At 71.3% G+C, this 17,000-nt stretch carries 21 protein-coding genes and 1 riboswitch; of the genes, 16 read left to right on the top strand and 5 right to left on the bottom strand.

Annotation, left to right across the window (positions count from 1 at the left end; translation table 11 throughout):
- Positions 1–94 precede the first annotated feature (94 nt).
- A complete protein-coding gene (locus ABZS97_RS27140; protein ID WP_356141488.1) occupies positions 95–751 on the top strand; it encodes a DedA family protein in 657 nt (218 codons plus the stop codon).
- Positions 752–833: 82 nt separating this feature from the next.
- Here ABZS97_RS27140 and ABZS97_RS27135 read toward each other — a convergent pair whose 3' ends face one another.
- Entirely contained in the window at positions 834–1,367 is a 534-nt protein-coding gene (locus ABZS97_RS27135; protein ID WP_356141486.1) for a gamma carbonic anhydrase family protein, read from the bottom strand.
- Positions 1,368–1,485: 118 nt separating this feature from the next.
- On the opposite strand from ABZS97_RS27135, the gene ABZS97_RS27130 reads away from it, so the two are divergent.
- Positions 1,486–2,283, top strand: coding sequence for an acyltransferase (locus tag ABZS97_RS27130; RefSeq protein WP_356141483.1), 798 nt, complete (start codon positions 1,486–1,488; stop codon positions 2,281–2,283).
- Position 2,284: 1 nt separating this feature from the next.
- On the opposite strand, the gene ABZS97_RS27125 is transcribed toward ABZS97_RS27130, so the two are convergent.
- A complete protein-coding gene (locus tag ABZS97_RS27125) occupies positions 2,285–3,142 on the bottom strand; it encodes an EamA family transporter (RefSeq protein WP_356141481.1) in 858 nt (285 codons plus the stop codon).
- A 93-nt stretch (positions 3,143–3,235) separates the two neighbouring features.
- On the opposite strand from ABZS97_RS27125, the gene ABZS97_RS27120 reads away from it, so the two are divergent.
- The 3 genes from ABZS97_RS27120 (at position 3,236) to ABZS97_RS27110 (ending at position 5,400) form a co-directional block, all read left to right on the top strand.
- Positions 3,236–3,808: an XRE family transcriptional regulator gene (locus ABZS97_RS27120; RefSeq protein WP_356141479.1), complete on the top strand. Its 573-nt coding sequence runs from the start codon at positions 3,236–3,238 to the stop codon at positions 3,806–3,808.
- A gap of 43 nt (positions 3,809–3,851) precedes the next feature.
- Positions 3,852–4,406 (top strand): YbaK/EbsC family protein, encoded by a 555-nt coding sequence (locus ABZS97_RS27115; protein WP_356141477.1) that lies wholly within the window; start codon positions 3,852–3,854, stop codon positions 4,404–4,406.
- Positions 4,407–4,530: 124 nt separating this feature from the next.
- Complete coding sequence (locus ABZS97_RS27110; RefSeq protein WP_356141475.1) at positions 4,531–5,400, top strand: alpha/beta hydrolase; 870 nt, start codon at positions 4,531–4,533, stop codon at positions 5,398–5,400.
- A 3-nt stretch (positions 5,401–5,403) separates the two neighbouring features.
- On the opposite strand, the gene ABZS97_RS27105 is transcribed toward ABZS97_RS27110, so the two are convergent.
- Together ABZS97_RS27105 and ABZS97_RS27100 are read right to left on the bottom strand one after the other, a co-directional pair.
- Positions 5,404–5,844 carry a GNAT family N-acetyltransferase gene (locus ABZS97_RS27105; RefSeq protein WP_356141473.1) on the bottom strand — a complete coding sequence of 147 codons (441 nt, stop codon included), beginning with the start codon at positions 5,842–5,844 and terminating at the stop codon, positions 5,404–5,406.
- Positions 5,845–5,922: 78 nt separating this feature from the next.
- Positions 5,923–6,333, bottom strand: a complete 411-nt coding sequence (locus tag ABZS97_RS27100) for a CoA-binding protein (RefSeq protein ID WP_356141471.1) — start codon at positions 6,331–6,333, stop codon at positions 5,923–5,925.
- Positions 6,334–6,455: 122 nt separating this feature from the next.
- A riboswitch (cobalamin riboswitch) is annotated at positions 6,456–6,641 on the top strand.
- 67 nt (positions 6,642–6,708) lie between these two features.
- Between ABZS97_RS27100 and ABZS97_RS27095 the strand changes: the two genes are divergently transcribed.
- From ABZS97_RS27095 to ABZS97_RS27060, 8 genes are all read left to right on the top strand, one after another.
- Positions 6,709–7,731: an ABC transporter substrate-binding protein gene (locus ABZS97_RS27095; RefSeq protein WP_356141469.1), complete on the top strand. Its 1,023-nt coding sequence runs from the start codon at positions 6,709–6,711 to the stop codon at positions 7,729–7,731.
- On the top strand, positions 7,728–8,741 hold the full coding sequence (locus ABZS97_RS27090; RefSeq protein WP_356141468.1) for an iron chelate uptake ABC transporter family permease subunit: 1,014 nt from the start codon (positions 7,728–7,730) through the stop codon (positions 8,739–8,741). The genes ABZS97_RS27095 and ABZS97_RS27090 overlap by 4 nt, the downstream gene beginning before the upstream one ends.
- Entirely contained in the window at positions 8,738–9,646 is a 909-nt protein-coding gene (locus ABZS97_RS27085) for an ABC transporter ATP-binding protein (RefSeq protein ID WP_356141467.1), read from the top strand. Before ABZS97_RS27090 ends, ABZS97_RS27085 begins: the two co-directional genes overlap by 4 nt.
- Before the next feature lie 76 nt (positions 9,647–9,722).
- Entirely contained in the window at positions 9,723–10,742 is a 1,020-nt protein-coding gene (locus ABZS97_RS27080; RefSeq protein WP_356141464.1) for an aminoglycoside phosphotransferase family protein, read from the top strand.
- A 77-nt stretch (positions 10,743–10,819) separates the two neighbouring features.
- Positions 10,820–11,140: a DUF190 domain-containing protein gene (locus tag ABZS97_RS27075; RefSeq protein WP_356141462.1), complete on the top strand. Its 321-nt coding sequence runs from the start codon at positions 10,820–10,822 to the stop codon at positions 11,138–11,140.
- A gap of 95 nt (positions 11,141–11,235) precedes the next feature.
- Positions 11,236–11,916 (top strand): hypothetical protein, encoded by a 681-nt coding sequence (locus ABZS97_RS27070; RefSeq protein ID WP_356141460.1) that lies wholly within the window; start codon positions 11,236–11,238, stop codon positions 11,914–11,916.
- Positions 11,913–12,458: a histidine phosphatase family protein gene (locus tag ABZS97_RS27065; protein ID WP_356141458.1), complete on the top strand. Its 546-nt coding sequence runs from the start codon at positions 11,913–11,915 to the stop codon at positions 12,456–12,458. The genes ABZS97_RS27070 and ABZS97_RS27065 overlap by 4 nt, the downstream gene beginning before the upstream one ends.
- Positions 12,459–12,540: 82 nt before the next feature.
- Complete coding sequence (locus ABZS97_RS27060; RefSeq protein WP_356141456.1) at positions 12,541–13,167, top strand: YigZ family protein; 627 nt, start codon at positions 12,541–12,543, stop codon at positions 13,165–13,167.
- Between the two features lie 136 nt (positions 13,168–13,303).
- Here ABZS97_RS27060 and ABZS97_RS27055 read toward each other — a convergent pair whose 3' ends face one another.
- Entirely contained in the window at positions 13,304–13,468 is a 165-nt protein-coding gene (locus tag ABZS97_RS27055) for a hypothetical protein (RefSeq protein ID WP_356141454.1), read from the bottom strand.
- Between the two features lie 459 nt (positions 13,469–13,927).
- Here ABZS97_RS27055 and ABZS97_RS27050 point away from each other — a divergent pair, with 459 nt between their 5' ends.
- The 3 genes from ABZS97_RS27050 to ABZS97_RS27040 all read left to right on the top strand — a co-directional run bounded on the left by ABZS97_RS27050 (position 13,928) and on the right by ABZS97_RS27040 (position 16,841).
- On the top strand, positions 13,928–14,269 hold the full coding sequence (locus ABZS97_RS27050) for a hypothetical protein (RefSeq protein WP_356141452.1): 342 nt from the start codon (positions 13,928–13,930) through the stop codon (positions 14,267–14,269).
- A 429-nt stretch (positions 14,270–14,698) separates the two neighbouring features.
- Complete coding sequence (locus tag ABZS97_RS27045) at positions 14,699–15,715, top strand: LacI family DNA-binding transcriptional regulator (RefSeq protein WP_356141450.1); 1,017 nt, start codon at positions 14,699–14,701, stop codon at positions 15,713–15,715.
- Between the two features lie 154 nt (positions 15,716–15,869).
- Positions 15,870–16,841 carry an aldo/keto reductase gene (locus tag ABZS97_RS27040; protein WP_356141448.1) on the top strand — a complete coding sequence of 324 codons (972 nt, stop codon included), beginning with the start codon at positions 15,870–15,872 and terminating at the stop codon, positions 16,839–16,841.
- The last annotated feature ends 159 nt before the right edge of the window (positions 16,842–17,000 follow it).

Below are 17,000 nucleotides of genomic sequence, written 5' to 3'. Positions count from 1 at the left end.
AGCGCACGCCGGGCGATCATGTTCCGCGTGTCGGCGCACAGCGCGTGCACGGATCGCGCCCGGCTCCTGCACAGCTCAACGGGAGGAAGCGGCCTTGCACGTCCAGGAATGGCTGGAGACGGTGCCGGCGATCAGCATCTACGCGCTGGTGGGCCTGGTCATCGGTCTGGAGAGCCTGGGCATCCCGCTGCCCGGGGAGATCATCCTGGTCTCGGCGGCGCTGCTCTCCTCGCAGCACTCCGGCATCAACCCGGTGATCCTCGGCGCCTGTGCCAGCCTGGGTGCCATCGTCGGCGACTCGATCGGGTACGCCATCGGCCGCAAGGGCGGACGCCCGCTGCTGGCCTGGCTCGGCGGCAAGTTCCCCAAGCACTTCAGTGCGGGGCACATCGCGACCGCCGAGCGCTCCTTCCAGAAGTGGGGCATGTGGGCCGTTTTCTTCGGCCGCTTCGTCGCGCTGCTGCGGATCTTCGCGGGCCCGCTCGCCGGTGTGCTGCGGATGCCGTACTGGAAGTTCCTGATCGCCAACGTCCTGGGCGGCATCATCTGGGCGGGCGGCACCACCGCGGTCATCTACTACGTCGGCGTGGTCGCCGAGTCCTGGCTCAAGCGCTTCTCGTGGCTGGGGCTGGTGGTGGCGCTCCTCATCGGGCTCGTCTCCATGCTGGTCGTGAAGCGGAAGGCCAAGCAGGTGACGGCGGAGAGCGAGGCGGCCGAGCCGCAGCCCGTCGCCGCGCCCGCAGCCGACTGAGTCACCGGCCCGTCCGCCGCCGACGCGCTGCCTGCGGACGGTCACAGCAGCGTGGGCGCCGAGACCGTTCCGAACCCGGCGCTCACTGCTCCTCGTGCACCGCGCGGTGGGCCTTCGCCAGCTCCGCGTACATCGTGCCGTTCAGCGAGATGCCCTCGCGCTCCTCGTCCGTCAGTGGCCGCTTCACCTTGGCGGGTACGCCCGCGACGAGCGAGCCCGGGGGCACCTGCATGCCCTGCGGCACCAGTGCCTGCGCGGCCACCAGTGAACCGGCGCCGATCACCGCGCCGTTGAGTACGGTGGCGCCCATGCCGATCAGGCAGTCGTCCTCGACCGTGGCGCCGTGCACGACGGCGTTGTGCCCGACGGAGACGCGCGCCCCGACCGAGATGGGGAAGCCCGGGTCGACGTGCAGCGTGCAGTTGTCCTGGATGTTGCTGTCGGCGCCGATGACGATCGGACCGCAGTCGGCGCGCAGCACCGCGCCGTACCAGACGCTCGCGCCCGCGTGCAGGGTCACCTCGCCGATCACCACGGACGTCGGGGCGGCGAACGCCTCCTGATCCACCTGCGGATCCTTGCCGCCGATGCCCGTGATCAGCGCCTTGTGCGTCATTGCCGTCTCCTCGTCATGGGTTCAACGGCACGGTATTGCATGCCGCCCGGCCGTGGTGGGGTGAAGATCACAGCGGCCCGCCGTCATCGACCCACGTCACGCTGAGTACCGTGAGCGGGTGCCCAAGAGCAGGAACACGTTCTCATCATGGCGGCGGCGCCTCGCGCAGCGCGCCGTCCACGCGGGCTGGGCCTGGGCGCAGCGGACGGGCGCGGTCACGGCCGAGCACCCCGGACGCCTCCGCTTCGGCGCCATGGGAACAGGTACCAGGCTCGCCTTCCCGCTCGGCACGGTCTTCGGTGAACCGTGGATCCACCTCGGCTCCCACTGCATCGTCGCCGAACAGGTCACTTTGACGGCCGGACTGATGCCCGACCTCGACCTCGGCCCCGAGCCGATCCTGCGCATCGGTGACGGAGTCGTCCTCGGCCGCGGCAGCCATGTCATCGCCGACACGTCGGTCACCATCGGCAGCGACTGCTACTTCGGCCCATACGTCTATGTGACGTCCACGAACCACTCCTACGACGACCCGCACGTGCCCATCGGCAAGCAGTGGCCGCGGATGGAGCCGGTGGAGATCGGACCGGGCTGCTGGATCGGCACCGGCGCGGTGATCCTTCCGGGGGCCCGGATCGGGCGGAACGTGGTGGTGGCCGCCGGGGCGGTCGTCCGGGGCGTCGTTCCCGACCACTCGGTCGTCGCGGGGGCGCCGGCCCGGGTCGTACGGCACTGGGACGCGGTGACCGGCTGGCAGCCCCCGCTGCGGACACCGGCGCCGGTGCCGATCCCGGACGGGGTCACGCCGGAGCAGCTGCTCGCGCTGTCGGAGCTGGACGAGGAGAGCGCGGCCCGGCTCGCGGAGCTCGACGAGGAAGCTGTCTCCCGGCTCGCGGAGCCGGCCCCCGAGTCCTGACTCAGCCGGTCGCGAGCAATACCGTGCCGAGCAGGGCGAGGCCCGCGCCCGCGGCCTGGATGCCGCGCAGCCGCTCACTGAGGAAGCCGCGCGCGGCCAGTGCCGTGACCACCGGATAGAGCGAGGCGAGCACGGCGGCCACCGTGACCGGGCCGTGCTGCGCGGCCACCGAGTACGTGCCGTTCGCCGCGACATCGGCGAGGCCGATGAAGGCGAGCGCGGGGACGGAACCCCAGGGGAAGCCGCCCTCGGGGAGGGCCGGGGCGCCGCGCCGCACGGAGACGTAGAGCGCGCCGCCGCCCACCACCGCGTTGGTCACGCGCTGCACGAAGAGCGCCAGGAACAGGCCGGTGACGGTCGTCGAGGCCTCCGCGATCAGCGACATCACCGCGCCGAAGCCGAACGCCGCGAGCAAGGTGAGCAGCACCGCCTGCCGCTGCACAGGGGCGCCCTTGAGCTGCGGGCCGCCCGCCAGTACGACACCCGCGACGGCGACCGCGATCCCCGCGAACTGCATCAGCCCCGGGCGCTCGCCGAGCACCAGACCCACGCCGACCGGGACGGCCACGCCCAGGGAACCGAGCGGCGAGACGACGCCCATCGGGCCGAGGGCGAGCGCCTTGTAGAAGGCGAGCATCGCGACCGGACCGACCAGACCGGCGGCCACCGCGAACCAGAGCTGCGGACCGGCCTCGCTCCAGCCGCCGGTGGCGACGACGATCACTCCGAGGACGGCCGCCGCGATGGTCTGCGAGACGACGACCACGGTGAGCGCCGGGGTGCGCCGGGTCAGCAGTCCTCCGCCGAAGTCGGCCAGGCCCCACAGGAGGCTGGTGGCCAGGGCGAAGAGTGCTGTCATGAGGTGCCTCGCAGTACAGTTCAGTGAACAATCAGGTGCACCACACCATAGTTCACTCGATTGAACTCTGTCATCCAGAATATTGGACGGAATGTGTCGGATCTCGACCTGCTGACCCAGTCCCTGGCGCGCAACGTCAAACGCTGGCGCACGGAACGGGGCTTCACGCTGGATGCCCTCGCCGCCCGCGCCGGGGTCAGCCGCGGCATGCTCATCCAGATCGAGCAGGCCAGGACCAACCCCAGCATCGGCACCGTCGTCAAGATCGGCGACGCGCTCGGCATCAGCATCACCACCCTCCTCGACTACGAGCAGGGCCCCAAGGTCCGGATCGTCCCGGCCGACCAGGCCGTACGGCTGTGGCACACCGACGCGGGCAGCTACAACCGCCTCCTCGCCGGCACCGAGGCCCCCGGCCCGCTGGAGATGTGGGACTGGCGGCTGATGCCCGGCGACCACAGCCCTTCCGACCCCCACCCCAACGGCACCGTCGAACTCGTCCACGTCACCACGGGCGAACTGACCCTCACCGTCGACGGCGTGGACCACCTCGTACCGACGGGCGCGAGCGTCTCGTTCGAGGCCAACACCCCTCATGTGTACGGGAATTCGGGCGACGAGCCGGTCGAGATGATCATGACGGTGTCGGTGCCGCTCGTCCGCTGAGACGCCCAGCGGGAGGCGCCGGCGCGGCTGTTAGCGTGCGGTCATGCGCGCACCCATCGGACACTTCGACCACGCCACACCCGCACCCGAATGCCTCGACCGGCTCACCCGCCCGGTCGCCGACGCCGTACGCCACTGGCGCGGCAGCGTCCCCGCCGAGCAGATCGTGTACGTCGACACCGAGCCGGAGTGGGCCGACACCTCGGTCTTCCTGGAGCACTACGGCCAGGAGCTCCTCGACCAGTCCGCCAACTGCGTGGTGGTCGCGGGCAAGCGCGGAGGCGACACGACACTGGCCGCGTGCGTGGTCCTCTCCGGTACCCGCGTCGATGTCAACGGCGCCGTACGCCGCCAACTCGGCGCCCGCAAGGCCTCGTTCGCACCGATGGACACGGCGACCGGGGAAACCGGGATGGAGTACGGCGGCATCACGCCCCTCGGACTGCCGGGCGACTGGCCCGTGTTGGTGGACTCCGCGGTCGTCGACCTGGCCTATGTACTGGTGGGAAGCGGGCGGCGCAGGGGGAAGCTGCTCGTGCCGGGCAAGGCTTTTGCGGAGCTGCCCAGCGCGGTGGTGCTGGAGGGGCTCGGCACCTGACCGCCGTCAGCCGCTGAGTGCCGGGTGTCGGTCACCGGATCCTCGCGCCCTTTGCCGCGCGCCGCCTGCCGCACGCCGCGCAAACCGCTTGCCGTGATCGTCCGGAGGTCGTCAGGATGGCGGCATGCCCAGCTTCACCGCCTCCGACGGGACCGAACTCGCCTATCACCTCGACGGTGAGGGCGAGCCGCTGCTCTGCCTGCCGGGCGGGCCGATGCGCGCCTCCGCCTATCTGGGCGACCTCGGGGGGCTCGCCCGGCGACGCCGACTGATCCGGCTCGATCTGCGGGGCACCGGCGATTCCGGCGTACCCGAGGACCCGGCGACGTACCGCTGCGATCGTCAGGTGGCCGACGTGGAGGCCCTGCGCGTGCACCTCGGGCTGGAGCGCGTCGATCTGCTGGCCCACTCGGCGGCAGGCGACCTCGCGCTGCTCTACACGGCCCGCTACCCGCGGCGCGTGCGGAGTCTGGCGCTGATCACCGCCCGGGCGCGCGCCCTGGGCGTCGACTTCACCGTGGAGCACCGCCTCGAAGCGGCCGCCCTGCGCAAGGGTGAGCCGTGGTTCGAGGCGGCCTTGGGTGCCTACGAAAGGACCTGGGCCGGCACGGCCTCCGACGCGGACTACGACACCGCCGCACCCTTCTTCTACGGGCGGTGGGACGAGGCCGCGCGGGCCCACGCCGCGGCCGACGCGGAGCAGAGCAACGAGGAGGCAGCGAGCCTGTACGCGTCCTCGGGCGCCTTCACACCGGACGCAACTCGCACCGCGCTCGCCGCCCTCGCCGGATGGGAAGGACGGGCGCTGCTGCTCGCGGGCGAGGTGGACAGCGGTCCGCTGCCGCGCGTCGCCGCCGACATCGCGGGGCTGTTCCCCGTGGCGCGGATGACCGTCCAGCCGGGCGCCGGGCACTTCCCGTGGATCGACGATCCGGACTTCTTCTCCGACGCGGTCGAAGGGTTCCTCGCCGAGGAGCCGGCCGGCCGGGGCTGAGGCTCAGGCCAGCCGCAGGCTGATCCACTCGATGGTGTCGCCCGGCAGCAGATAGCGTTCGACCTCGACGAATCCATTGCGGAGCGCGAAGCGCAGGCCGTCCTCGTTCGAGGCCAGGACCACCGTCTCGATCGCCTCAGTGCCCAGTTCCCGCGCCTGTTCCAGAGCGCGCGCGTACAGCTGCGCGCCGAGCCCCTGCCGTCGGTGCGGCGCGAGCACGCGGGCGATCACCGTGGCCGCGGGCGTCTCGTCGTCGGGTGGACGCACCGTCGTGCAGCCGACCAGGACGTCGCCGAGACGGGCGACCTCCATGCGGTTGCGGCCGGTTCGCTCCCGCACGTCGTCGAGGGACAGGACGTGGGTCGGGATGACCGTGTTGTGGACGTACTGCCAGTCCGTGAGACCGGCTTCGTCCGTCGGCTGCTCGATGCGAAGCGTGGGCATCCGAGCAGGAAACCGGGGTGCCTCGTGAACCGTCAACCACGTTTCCGTACCGGCCGGTTGAGGCACCCCTCGGATGCCCTAAATGCCCTGTCGGCGGTACTCGATCGCCGGGCAGCGGTCCATGACCATGTCCAGCCCCGCGGCGCGCGTCCGCTCGTACGCCCGCTCGTCGACGACCCCCAGCTGGAACCAGACGGCGTTCGCGCCGATCTCCACGGCTTCGTCGGCCACCGGGCCGGCCAGGTCGCTGTTGACGAAGACATCGACGACGTCGACCTCGAAGGGTATGTCGGCGAGGGAGGCGTAGCCCTGCTCGCCGTGGACCGTCTCGGCCTTCGGGTGGACCGGGACGACGCGCTTGCCGTGCCGGCGCAGCACCTCGGCGACGCCGTAGGCCGCGCGGTCCCGGTTGGTGGACAGGCCCACGACGGCCCAGGTGTCGCCGAGCTCCGAGAGGATCCTGCTGACCGTCTCCTGGTCGCCGTACATGGTGTGTCTCCTCTGTCTCCGCGGCTGCGGTTCCGACTGCGGTGCGTCTGCGGCTCGCCCCGGGCAAGGGGCTCTGCGGGTGGCAACAGCCCAGGGCGGCAGGCGATTCCCGGCACGCCCCGTGATAACTTTCCGAGGCCAGTCGAACCCATGTACGTGGGTCAGGGAATCCGGTGCGAATCCGGAGCTGACGCGCAGCGGTGAGGGCGACGGGCGGGGCATCGGCCACTGGACCACGAAGAGTCCGGGAAGGCGCCTCGTTCGCGTGACCCCGAGTCCGAAGACCTGCTGGCGCCCCCGCCGGTCGAGTGCCGCCGGGGAGACCGTACGACCGGGCTCCGCGCTTGAGCCCTCGACGACTGGGGACCCACTCCCGTGCCCACCGCACGTACGACCCGCCGTGCCGCCCCGCTGATCGCCGGCGCGCTGCTGCTGACCGGTTGCGGTTCCGGCTCGTCCGGTACCGCTTCGGCGAAGACCGCCGTCACCCTCGACAACTGCGGCCGGACCGTCCGCGTCGCGGCCCCGCCGCGCCACGCCGTCTCCCTCAACCAGGGCACCACCGAGATCATGCTCTCGCTCGGGCTCGCCGACCGGATGGCCGGGACGGCCACCTGGACCGACCCCGTGATGAAGGGCCTGGAGAAGGCGAACGCCGAGGTGCCCCGGCTCGCCGACAACAACCCCTCCTTCGAACGGGTCCTGGACACCGAACCGGACTTCGTCGCCGCCTCCTTCGTCTCCACACTGGGCAAGGGCGGCGTGGCCACCCGGGACCAGCTCGAGAAGGTCGGCGTTCCCACCTACGTCTCCCCGTCCGACTGCGCGGGCAAGGACAACTCCGGTGACGGGGACGGCTCGCGCAAGCAGCCGCTGACCATCGACACCGTCTACGGCGAAGTACGGGACCTGGCCAAGGTGTTCGGGGTGCAGAAGCGGGGCGATCGGCTCGTCGCCTCGCTCAAGCAGCGCATGACGAAGGCCACTTCGGGAATCGACGCCTCGGACGTCACCCTCCTGTACTGGTTCGCCAACGCCCAGTCGCCCTACATGGCGGGCTGCTGCGGAGCCCCCGGCATCATCACCCGCGCACTCGGCGCGAAGAACACCTTCGGCGCTACGCACGAGGAGTGGCCCCAGATCAACTGGGAGACGGTCGCCGACCGCGACCCCGACGTGCTCGTCATCGGCGACCTCACGCGCAAGTCGCAGACCGCCGAGTCGGCCGCCCGGAAGATCGCCTTCCTGGAGTCCGACCCGGTCACCAAGAACATGTCCGCCGTCCGGCACAAGCGCTACGTCCTGCTCAGCGGCCAGGCCATGAACCCGACCATCCGCACCGTGGAGGGCGTGGAGCAAGTGGCCGCCGGACTGCGCCGGTTCGGGCTCGCGGGGTGACGGTCAAGGGACTGCTGTCGACGGCGGCCGGGCTCGCCGCGCTGTGCGCGTCCATCGCCGTCGCGATCACCATCGGACCCGCGCAGATCCGGGTCGGCGACGTCTGGTCGGTCGTCGCGGCCCACCTCGGGTGGGGGAGCACGGACGTCTCGCCGATCCGGAACGGAATCGTGTGGCAGCTCCGGCTGCCGCGCACGCTGCTCGCGGCCGTGTGCGGCGCGGGCCTCGCCGTGTGCGGCGCGGTGATGCAGTCCCTGCTGCGCAACCCGCTCGCCGATCCGTTCGTGCTCGGGGTGTCGTCCGGCGCGTCGACGGGCGCGGTCGCCGTGGTCGTCCTCGGCGTCGGGGGCGGCGCCGTGTCGGTGTCCGCGGGCGCGTTCGCCGGAGCGGTCCTGTCCTTCGCGCTCGTCCTGCTGCTCAGCCACACGCTCGGCGGCACCACCGACCGCGTGGTGCTCTCCGGCGTCGCCGCCATGCAGCTCTTCTCCGCCCTCACCTCCTTCGTCGTCATGACCGCCGCCGACGCCGAGACCACCCGCGGGGTGCTGTTCTGGCTGCTCGGCTCACTCGGCGGCGCCGGCTGGACGGACGTGTGGGTGGGCGCCTGCGTGCTCGCCGTCGCCCTGCTGGTCTGCGCGGGGTACGCCCGCACGCTCGACGCCTTCGCCTTCGGGCAGGACGCGGCCGCCGCGCTCGGCGTGTCCGTCGCCCGCACCCGGCTGGTGCTGCTGAGCGTCACGGCTCTGCTCACCGCCGTCCTGGTCAGCTCGGCCGGCGCGATCGGCTTCGTCGGCCTGGTCCTGCCGCACGCGGCCCGCGCCCTGGTCGGATCCGGCCACGCCCGGCTGCTGCCGGTCGCCGCGCTGGCCGGGGCGGTGTTCCTGGTGTGGGTGGACACCCTGGCCCGTACGGTCCTCGACCCGCAGGAGGTGCCGGTGGGCGTGGTCACCTCACTGATCGGGGTGCCCGCGTTCGTCCTGGTGCTGTACCGGTCCAGGAGCGCGCGATGACGGACTCCGGACAGACGACGGACGCCGGACAAACGACGAACGCCAAGCAAACGGCGAACGCAGGGCAGATCACCGACGCAGGGCAGATCAAGAACTCCGGGCCGCAGGTCACGGATCTCGGGCGGCACGGGGACACCGGGCTCCGCGCCGACCGCGTCTCGCGCGAGGTCGACGGGCGGCTCATCCTCGACGGGGTCAGCCTCGCCCCGGACGAGGGCTCCACGGTCGGTCTGCTCGGCCCCAACGGCTCCGGGAAATCCACTCTGCTGCGGCTGCTCGCCGGGGTGCTCGCCCCGGCCTCGGGGGTCGTCACCCTCGACGGCAGCCCACTGCCCGAGCTGCACCGCCGCGACATCGCCCGCCGCGTCGCCGTGGTCGAACAACAGGTGGACACCCAGGTCGAGTTGAGCGTCCTCGATGTCGTACGACTCGGCCGCACCCCGCACCGCCGCGCATGGACGCCCGCCTCGGCCGCCGACGAGGAGGCCGTCCGCACCGCCCTGGAGCGCACCGGCCTGGCCGACCGCGCCGAGCAGTCCTGGCACACCCTGTCGGGCGGTGAGCGGCAGCGGGTGCAGATAGCCCGCGCGCTCGCCCAGCAACCGCGCGAACTCCTCCTGGACGAGCCGACCAACCACCTGGACATCCAGCACCAGTTGGACCTGCTCGCCCTGATCACCGGCCTCCCGCTCACCAGCGTGGTCGCGCTGCACGACCTCAACCTCGCGGCGATGTACTGCGACGCCCTCGTCGTCCTGCGCGAGGGCCGCGTGGTCGCCCGTGGCACGCCGCGTGACGTGCTCAGCGAAGAGCTGATCGCCGAGGTGTACGGGGTGCGCGCCGCCGTCACCCTCTCCGGTGCCGAAGACCGGCCGTACGTCCGCTACTTGGGGACGCTCCGGTGAACGGGGAGGTTGAGCATGGGAGCGCTCCCGTATAGCTTTCCTCAGGCGTAGACCTGGTTCACGGGAAGGTGACACGGTGCTCAATCACCACCGGCGACAACTCGATCGGGAGCAGCTCGACCACGTGCTCGCGGCGTCCGGGATCGACCCCGCGCTGATACGCGCCTGCACGGAACTCTCGGACGCGACCTTCAACACCGCCTATCGCCTGCGACTGGCCGATAGCGCGGAGCACTCCGGCCTGGTCCTCAAGGTCGCGCCCCACCCGGACGCGCCGACGCTGAGCCACGAGCCCGGCATCATGCGCACCGAGGAGATGTTCTACCGCGCCACGGCCGGGAAGGCACCCGTGCCCGAGGTGGTGCACGCCGACTTCACCCGGAAGGTGATCGGCAGCGACTTCCTGCTCATGTCCGAACTGCCGGGCGGCAGTTGGTTCGCCGAGCGCGAGCGGATCGCCGACGACGACCGGACCCGGATGCGTGCCGAACTCGGCGGCATGGTCGCCGCGCTGCACGAGGTCACCGGCCCCGGATACGGCTATCCGCAGTTCGGTGACCTGGCCCCGGACTGGCGAACCGCCTTTCTGTCCATGGTGGATGCGGTGCTCACCGACGCGGACACCTTCGCCTCCGTCCTGCCCCGCACCACCGAGCGGATCAGGCGGACGATCCGCGCCCGGGCGGACGTCCTCGACGAGGTGGTGGTCCCGGTCCTTGTCCACTTCGACCTGTGGGACGGCAACATCCTGGTCGACCGGACGCCAGAGGGACGGACCAGGATCAGCGGCCTCGTCGACGGTGAGCGCGCCTTCTGGGGGGACCCCGTGGCGGAGCTGGTGTCGCTGGGACTGTTCCAGGACATCGAACAGGACGAGCCGTACCTCAGCGGATACCGCGCGGCCGGTGGACACCTCGTCTTCGACTCCGCCACCCGGCTGCGGCTTTCCCTCTACCGCAGCTACCTGTACCTCATCATGCTGGTCGAGACGACACCCAGAGGATTCTCCGGGCCGGAGCAACAGGAGCGCACGCGGTACGTGAGCGGGCTCCTGGACGCCGAGCTGGACAACCTCTCCGCGGCGCAGGCCGGCTGACGTCCCCCGCCTCCCGAGCGGGCGTCCGCGCAGTACCGTCCGATGAGGGCGTCCACGCGGCGCCGGGGGGTGATCCCATGGCCGGCTACGACATCGCCGCCGCACGTCTCACCGTCCATCTCGACGCGGCCGTGCTCTGGCACCACCGGCCCGCCTATGTCGAACTCGTCCACCGGGCCCGGCGCGAAGGCCTCTTGGGCGCGAGCGTCTTCCAGGGCCTCACCGGCTTCGGCGCCGGACACCCGAAGCCGGCGCACCTCACCGCCAAGGGGCCCTGCGCGGTCGTGATCGTCGACGACGAGGAACGGCTCAGGTCCTTTCTGTCCGGCGTGGCGGACCTTCTGGGCGAGACGTACGCGGTCGCCGTCCTTGACCGGGTGCGGATCCATCGGCCGTGAGGCGGCGAGCTCCTGAGTGCCGCGAACTCCGGATCTCTGTCCGGAATGGCGTCCACCTCCCTGCGCTCCGCCGCCCGCCCGCCTACGCTCACTCCGTGCTACGTATCACTGACGCCCGAACGGGCGAGCCCACCGACGCCGTGAACGCCCGCCGGAGCCTGACCCGTGTCGTGGCGCATGTCGCGCAGGGCGACACGTCCGCCCTACGGGTGCTTCTGGTCGCCGACGTGCTCGCCCGTGCCCTGGAACTGGGCGGCACACCCGTCGTCACGGTCGCCGATCCGCCACCGGAGCTGCGGGCGCGGGCCGACGCGCTCGGCATCCGCCGGGCCGAGGGGGGCATCCTCGGCCCGGGCCCGGTGCTGCACGTCCTCGCGCCGGGCGAGCCCGCGCCGGACGGCATTCGGGTGGAGGTCGCCCCGGTGACCGGCACCGCCGACCCGTCCCTGCTGCGCATGGCGCTGCTCGCCCGCCCGCGCAAGGAGCCCGTCGACCTCGACAGCGCCTGCCTGGACGACGCCCGAGAGACGCTCGGCCATTGGCGCAGGGCTGTCGCCACCTGGGCCACCCGGCCGTCGAAGCCGGTCCCCGAGCAAGTGCGGCACGAGCTGCGGGCCGCCTGGGAGGACGACCTCGACGTGCCCGCCGTACTGGACGTGCTGCGACGCGTGGAGCGGGCCGAGGACGTTCCGGAAGGGGCCCGCTTCGAGACGTACGCCTACGCGGACCGCCTCCTCGGCCTCGAACTCACCCGCGACATCGGGACGGTGCGGTGATCGCCCGCGCCGGAACCGGCCCGCTGCGCAGACTCGTCGTCCTGCGGCACGCCAAGTCCGCCTGGCCCGCGGGCGTGAGCGACCACGAGCGTCCGCTGGCGCCGCGCGGCCGACGTGACGCGCCCGCCGCCGGGCGTGCCCTCGCCGAGGCGGGCTGTCTGCCGGACCTCGCGCTGTGCTCCACCGCCGTCCGTGCCCGGCAGACGTGGGAGCTGGCCGCGGCACAGTGGGGCACCCCGCCGGCCGTGCGGTTCGATCCGCGGCTGTACGGGGCCGACGTACCGGAGCTGCTGGAAGCCGTGCACGAAGTACCGGACCAGGTCGGGACGTTGCTGCTGGTCGGGCACAATCCGGGGCTGGAGGAGCTCGTCCTCGAACTGGCCGGGGACAGCCTCGACGACGCGCTCGACGACGTCCGCACCAAGTTCCCGACCTCCGCGACCGCGTTCCTCTCCTGGCGCGGCAGCACATGGGACCTGCTCGCCCCCGGCACGGCGCTGCTGACCGGCATGACCGTGCCGAGGGGGAAGAAGCCTTCCTGAGAACGAGCCGATGGGCCTCCGGGGGCGCCCCCAGGGAAGGCCGACGGGCGGCACGCGCGCGTGGAGCGCATACGCTGGCCCGATGCAGGACGAGTACCGCACAGTGGCCCGCGCGGGCGTGCACGAGACCGAGGTCAACCGCTCCCGCTTCCTGTGCGCCCTCGCCCCGGCGGGAACCGAGCAGGAGGCCCAGGACTTCATCGCGGGAATCCGCAAACAGCACTCCGACGCCACCCACAACTGCTTCGCGTACGTCATCGGCGCCGACGCCGCCGTCCAGCGGGCGAGCGACGACGGCGAGCCGGGCGGCACGGCGGGCGTCCCGATGCTCCAGATGCTGCTGCGCCGCGACATGCGGTACGTCGTCGCCGTCGTCACCCGCTACTACGGCGGCGTCAAGCTGGGCGCGGGCGGACTGATCAGGGCGTACGGCGGCGCGGTCGGCGAGGCGCTGGACACCCTCGGCACGATCACGCGCAGGCGTTTCCGGCTCGCCACGGTGACCGTCGACCATCAGCGCGCGGGCAAGGTGCAGAACGACCTGCGTTCCAGCGGACGCGAGGTGCGGGACGTGCGGTACGCAGAGGCGGTCACCATCGAGATCGGGCTGCCGGACGCGGACGTGGAGTCCTTCAGGGCATGGCTGGCGGACGCGACGGCCGGGACGGCCGGGTTCCAATTGGGCGGAGAGGCGTACGGGGACGCTTGACGGACCGCGGGGATGCGCGGCGGGCCGATACGGGAGTATCCGCCGGTGATGTCGGACCCGGCCGTTGGCCTTTCGCGAAGTGCCGGTTCAGGCGGGGTTCGCCTCTTGGCCTGATGCCCTCCCGGCGGGGCCGCCGTCAGAGGATGTGAACCCGTTCCAGGGCGCCTTGCGGATCCCGCAGCAGGATCTCGTGCCCCTGCGCCCGCTGCGCTTCCAGATAGGCGTAGATCTGCACCGCGCGGTTGATCACGTCCGCCTTGCTGAGCCCGGTCGCCTCGGTGAGCTCAGCGACAGCCTGCACGGCCGGTGGAACGAGTGTCACGGAGTACCGCTCACTCTCAGGATGACGCAACGAACGAACCGGCTGTCCTCCCATGTGCAGCCCCTCCTCTTCCTCTTCTCGTCTTGCCCGCGCTGGCGTTCTGATCTGCAAGTCTGCCATGGAACGCAACAGAACGCCACCAGATTGGTGCGTTAACGCACCACCTTTGCTACGGTGGGTCCTGCCTCACTGAGAAGGGCGGGCACCGCAGACACGGGGCTGCGGCACCGCGCTCCGCAGGAGGCGATCGGGGGAAAGACGCAGCGAAAGCTGCGGCTCCGGCGGACGCCGCTGACCCACGGGGGTTCGGGGAGCGGTCGGCCGCCAGGAGGTCCGTGTCCGCCCTCAACCCGAGATGGAGGTGGCGCCGTGCAGCCGATCAGGCCGGTTCCCACGTAACACGTCAACCCACTCTGAACCGGCCGGAAAGGTCCGGCCATGCCTCTCAACGACCCGCCGACTCACAGCAACGAAGAAGACGACGACGTCCTCGTATTCGACACCGGGGAACCCACCGGTTCCGCCTACGTGTCGATCACGACGACTCCGGACGGCCCGGCCTTGACGGTCTCCGTGCCGGACAGGGAGTCCGGACAGGCGCTTCGGACGTTCAACGCCTTCTCCGGAGTTGCCGGATCGGTCATCGGTCCATATCTGATGGCGAAAGCGCTGACGCTTCTCGCGACGGCGTCACCCTGGCAGTTCGAGGTCGCATGCCTGATGCTGGCTGCGGTTCTGCCGTGGGTCCATCTCCACGTCCATCCGCGTCACGAGCGCTGACGCGCTCTGCTCAGCCGGAGTCTGCCCCCGCCCCCACGGCGGGGGCAGAGGAGTCCCAACCGTTAGCAGAGGTCACCCCTTTCCCACCGGGGACGCCCCTGGGTGGGTGCCGGCCGCGGGTCCACCGCCGGGGCAGGAGGTCCGGTGCAGGGCAGGCGGGCCGCGACCGCACCTCAGCTCTTGCACGCTTGCTGCAGACGGAGTCGAGTCTGTCTGCAGTCGACTTCGCGGTGCTGGTCAATCTGATCCCTTCCAGGGGGTCGCTCCTCATGAACGACCGGTGGGCGAAGAGCTCCAGTTGAGGGCAGTGGGGACTCCTGAGCCGTCTTCGTGCCTGCCCGGCCGCAACGAGATGGGGCCCAGGGCCTGTGACAAGATCGGCGGTGGGCGCGAGGCCGCCTGCTGGGGTTGAGGCAGAGGACGAGTGACATGGACCGGCCGCCAGGCATGATGGACGTGGCCCGGGAGGCCGGCGTCTCGCACATCACCGTGTCCCGTGTCATCAACGGCCATCCCTCCGTCCGTCCGGAGACCCGGACCCGGGTCGAGGCGGCGATCCAGAAACTGGGCTACCGACGCAACAGCGTCGCCCGGGCCCTCAAGAGCCGCCGTTCCTCGACGATCGGCGTGGTGATCGTCGGGTCGGACCTGTTCGAGTTGCCGCGCATCCTCCTGGGCGTGGAGACGGCCGCCAAGCAGGCCGGCTACTGGGTGAGTCTGGCCAGTCGGCAGGGCGAGAGCACCACCGGTGACCTCGTGGAGACCCTGCAGCGGCTCACCGACCAGTCGGTGGAGGCGATCGCGGTGGTCGCCGACCGGCCCGTCGCCGTGGAGGCACTGTCCCGCCTCTCGATCGGGGTGCCGGTCGTGGTGGTGATGTCCGGCAGCGTGCCCAACCCCGGTCTGAGCTTCGTCGAGGTGGACCAGGAACTCGGCGCCCGTCTGGCCGTTCGCCACCTCCTCGGCCTCGGGCACCGGAACATCGCCCATCTCACGGGTGCGCTGCGCACCTTCGACGGCAGGGCCCGGGTCGCCGGCTGGCGGGCCGAACTCGCCGACGCGGGGATGGAAGGGCCCCTGTTGGAAGGCGACTTCAGCGCGGAGAGCGGATTCCGCCTCGCCCGTGAACTCTGCGCGGGCGACACCGTCCTGCCCACCGCGGTCTTCGCCGGGAACGACCAGATGGCGATGGGAGTGCTGGCCGCCTTCGCCGAGCGAGGCGTGAAGGTGCCACAGCACGTGTCGGTCGTCGGATTCGACGACATGAAGGGCGCCGGATACCTGGTCCCCGCCCTGACCACGGTCCGGCAGGACTTCGCCCACCTCGGAGGGCGTGCCATCGAGCTGCTGGTGCGGATGCTGGGCGGGGAGACGTCCGAGCACCAGAAGATCGCCCCGCGCCTCGTCGTACGGCGCAGCACCGACGCGCCCCGCGCGGGCTCCTGAGGCACGCCACGGATTCGAAAGTTTCGCTGTCCCTCCGTGCTGTCGCCGTGACCACCACCGTCTGTAGCGTCGGGCATTCAAGTCGTGGTGCTGTCGGGCAGCACACAGGAACGGCTCCTCACCAGGGGCCTCACCCGGGGAGTACGAACAGCACATGCGTCATCGGGAACTCGGCCACACCGGACTGACCGTCTCCGAGATCGGCTACGGAGCCTGGGGACTTGGCCAGGGCGCCTGGGTCGGCGCAGACGACGACTCCGGCGTACGCGCCCTGCATCGCGCGATCGACCTGGGCGTCACCTTCATCGACACCGCCCGGGCCTACGACCGCAGCGAACGCATCGTCGGCCGCGCGCTCAAGGAACTGCCGGGCGGCGGGGACGGCGTGCACGTGGCGACGAAGGCCGGGCCGAAGGTGCCTGTCTCCCTGGCGCCCAGCGGAATCGACGTCATGGAGGCTTTCCCCGGTGCGCACCTGCGCGAGAGTCTGGAGACCAGCCTGCGCGAACTCGGCCGCGACCACGTCGATCTCCTCCAGCTGCACACCTGGGAGGACGAGTGGACCGGCCGCGGCGACTGGCTGGAGACCGTGGACGCCCTCAAGCAGGAGGGCAAGATCAGGGCCTTCGGGATCTCCGTCAAGGACCACCAGCCCGAGAACGTGCTCACGGTGCTGCGCACCGGGGTCCTGGACACGGTCCAGGTCATCTACAACGTCTTCGAACAGGCACCGTCCGACGCCCTGTTGCCGGCCTGTGAGGAGCACGGCGTCGGCGTGATCGTCCGAGTCGCCCTCGACGAAGGGGCCCTCACCGGGGCGATCCGCAAGGGCGTCACCTTCCCCGAGGGCGACTGGCGCAACTGGTACTTCAGGGACGACCGTCCCGCCGAGGTCGAGGAGCGTGTGGAGGCGATCCTCGCCGAGCTGCGGATCGGTGCCGACGAACTTCCCTCCGCGGCACTGAGGTTCGCTCTCGCCGGTCAGGCGATCTCCACGGTCATCGTCGGCATGCGGTCCCTGACGAACGTGGAACGCAACGCGGCGATCGCCGAAGCCCCACCGCTGACCGCCCAGGAGTTGTCACTGCTGGCCAAGCACCGCTGGCAGAAGAACTTCTACGGCTGATCCGACGGGGCCGCGCCGGAGCCGCCCGCCCATGGCTGAACACCCGGCTCCGCCTCCGCCCAGGCCCTCGTCCTCCTCGCCGGCCGGAGCGCCCCCCGACGCCGGCACGCAGCGACGATGCGTCCCGGACGCTCGGGGCCGACGCCAGGCTGGAGAAGG

It is taken from the genome of Streptomyces sp. NPDC005485, assembly GCF_040606085.1.
Taxonomy (GTDB): domain Bacteria; phylum Actinomycetota; class Actinomycetes; order Streptomycetales; family Streptomycetaceae; genus Streptomyces.
The sequence above is the reverse complement of the archived record's forward strand: the minus strand, read 5'-3'. Positions and strand labels throughout refer to the sequence as shown.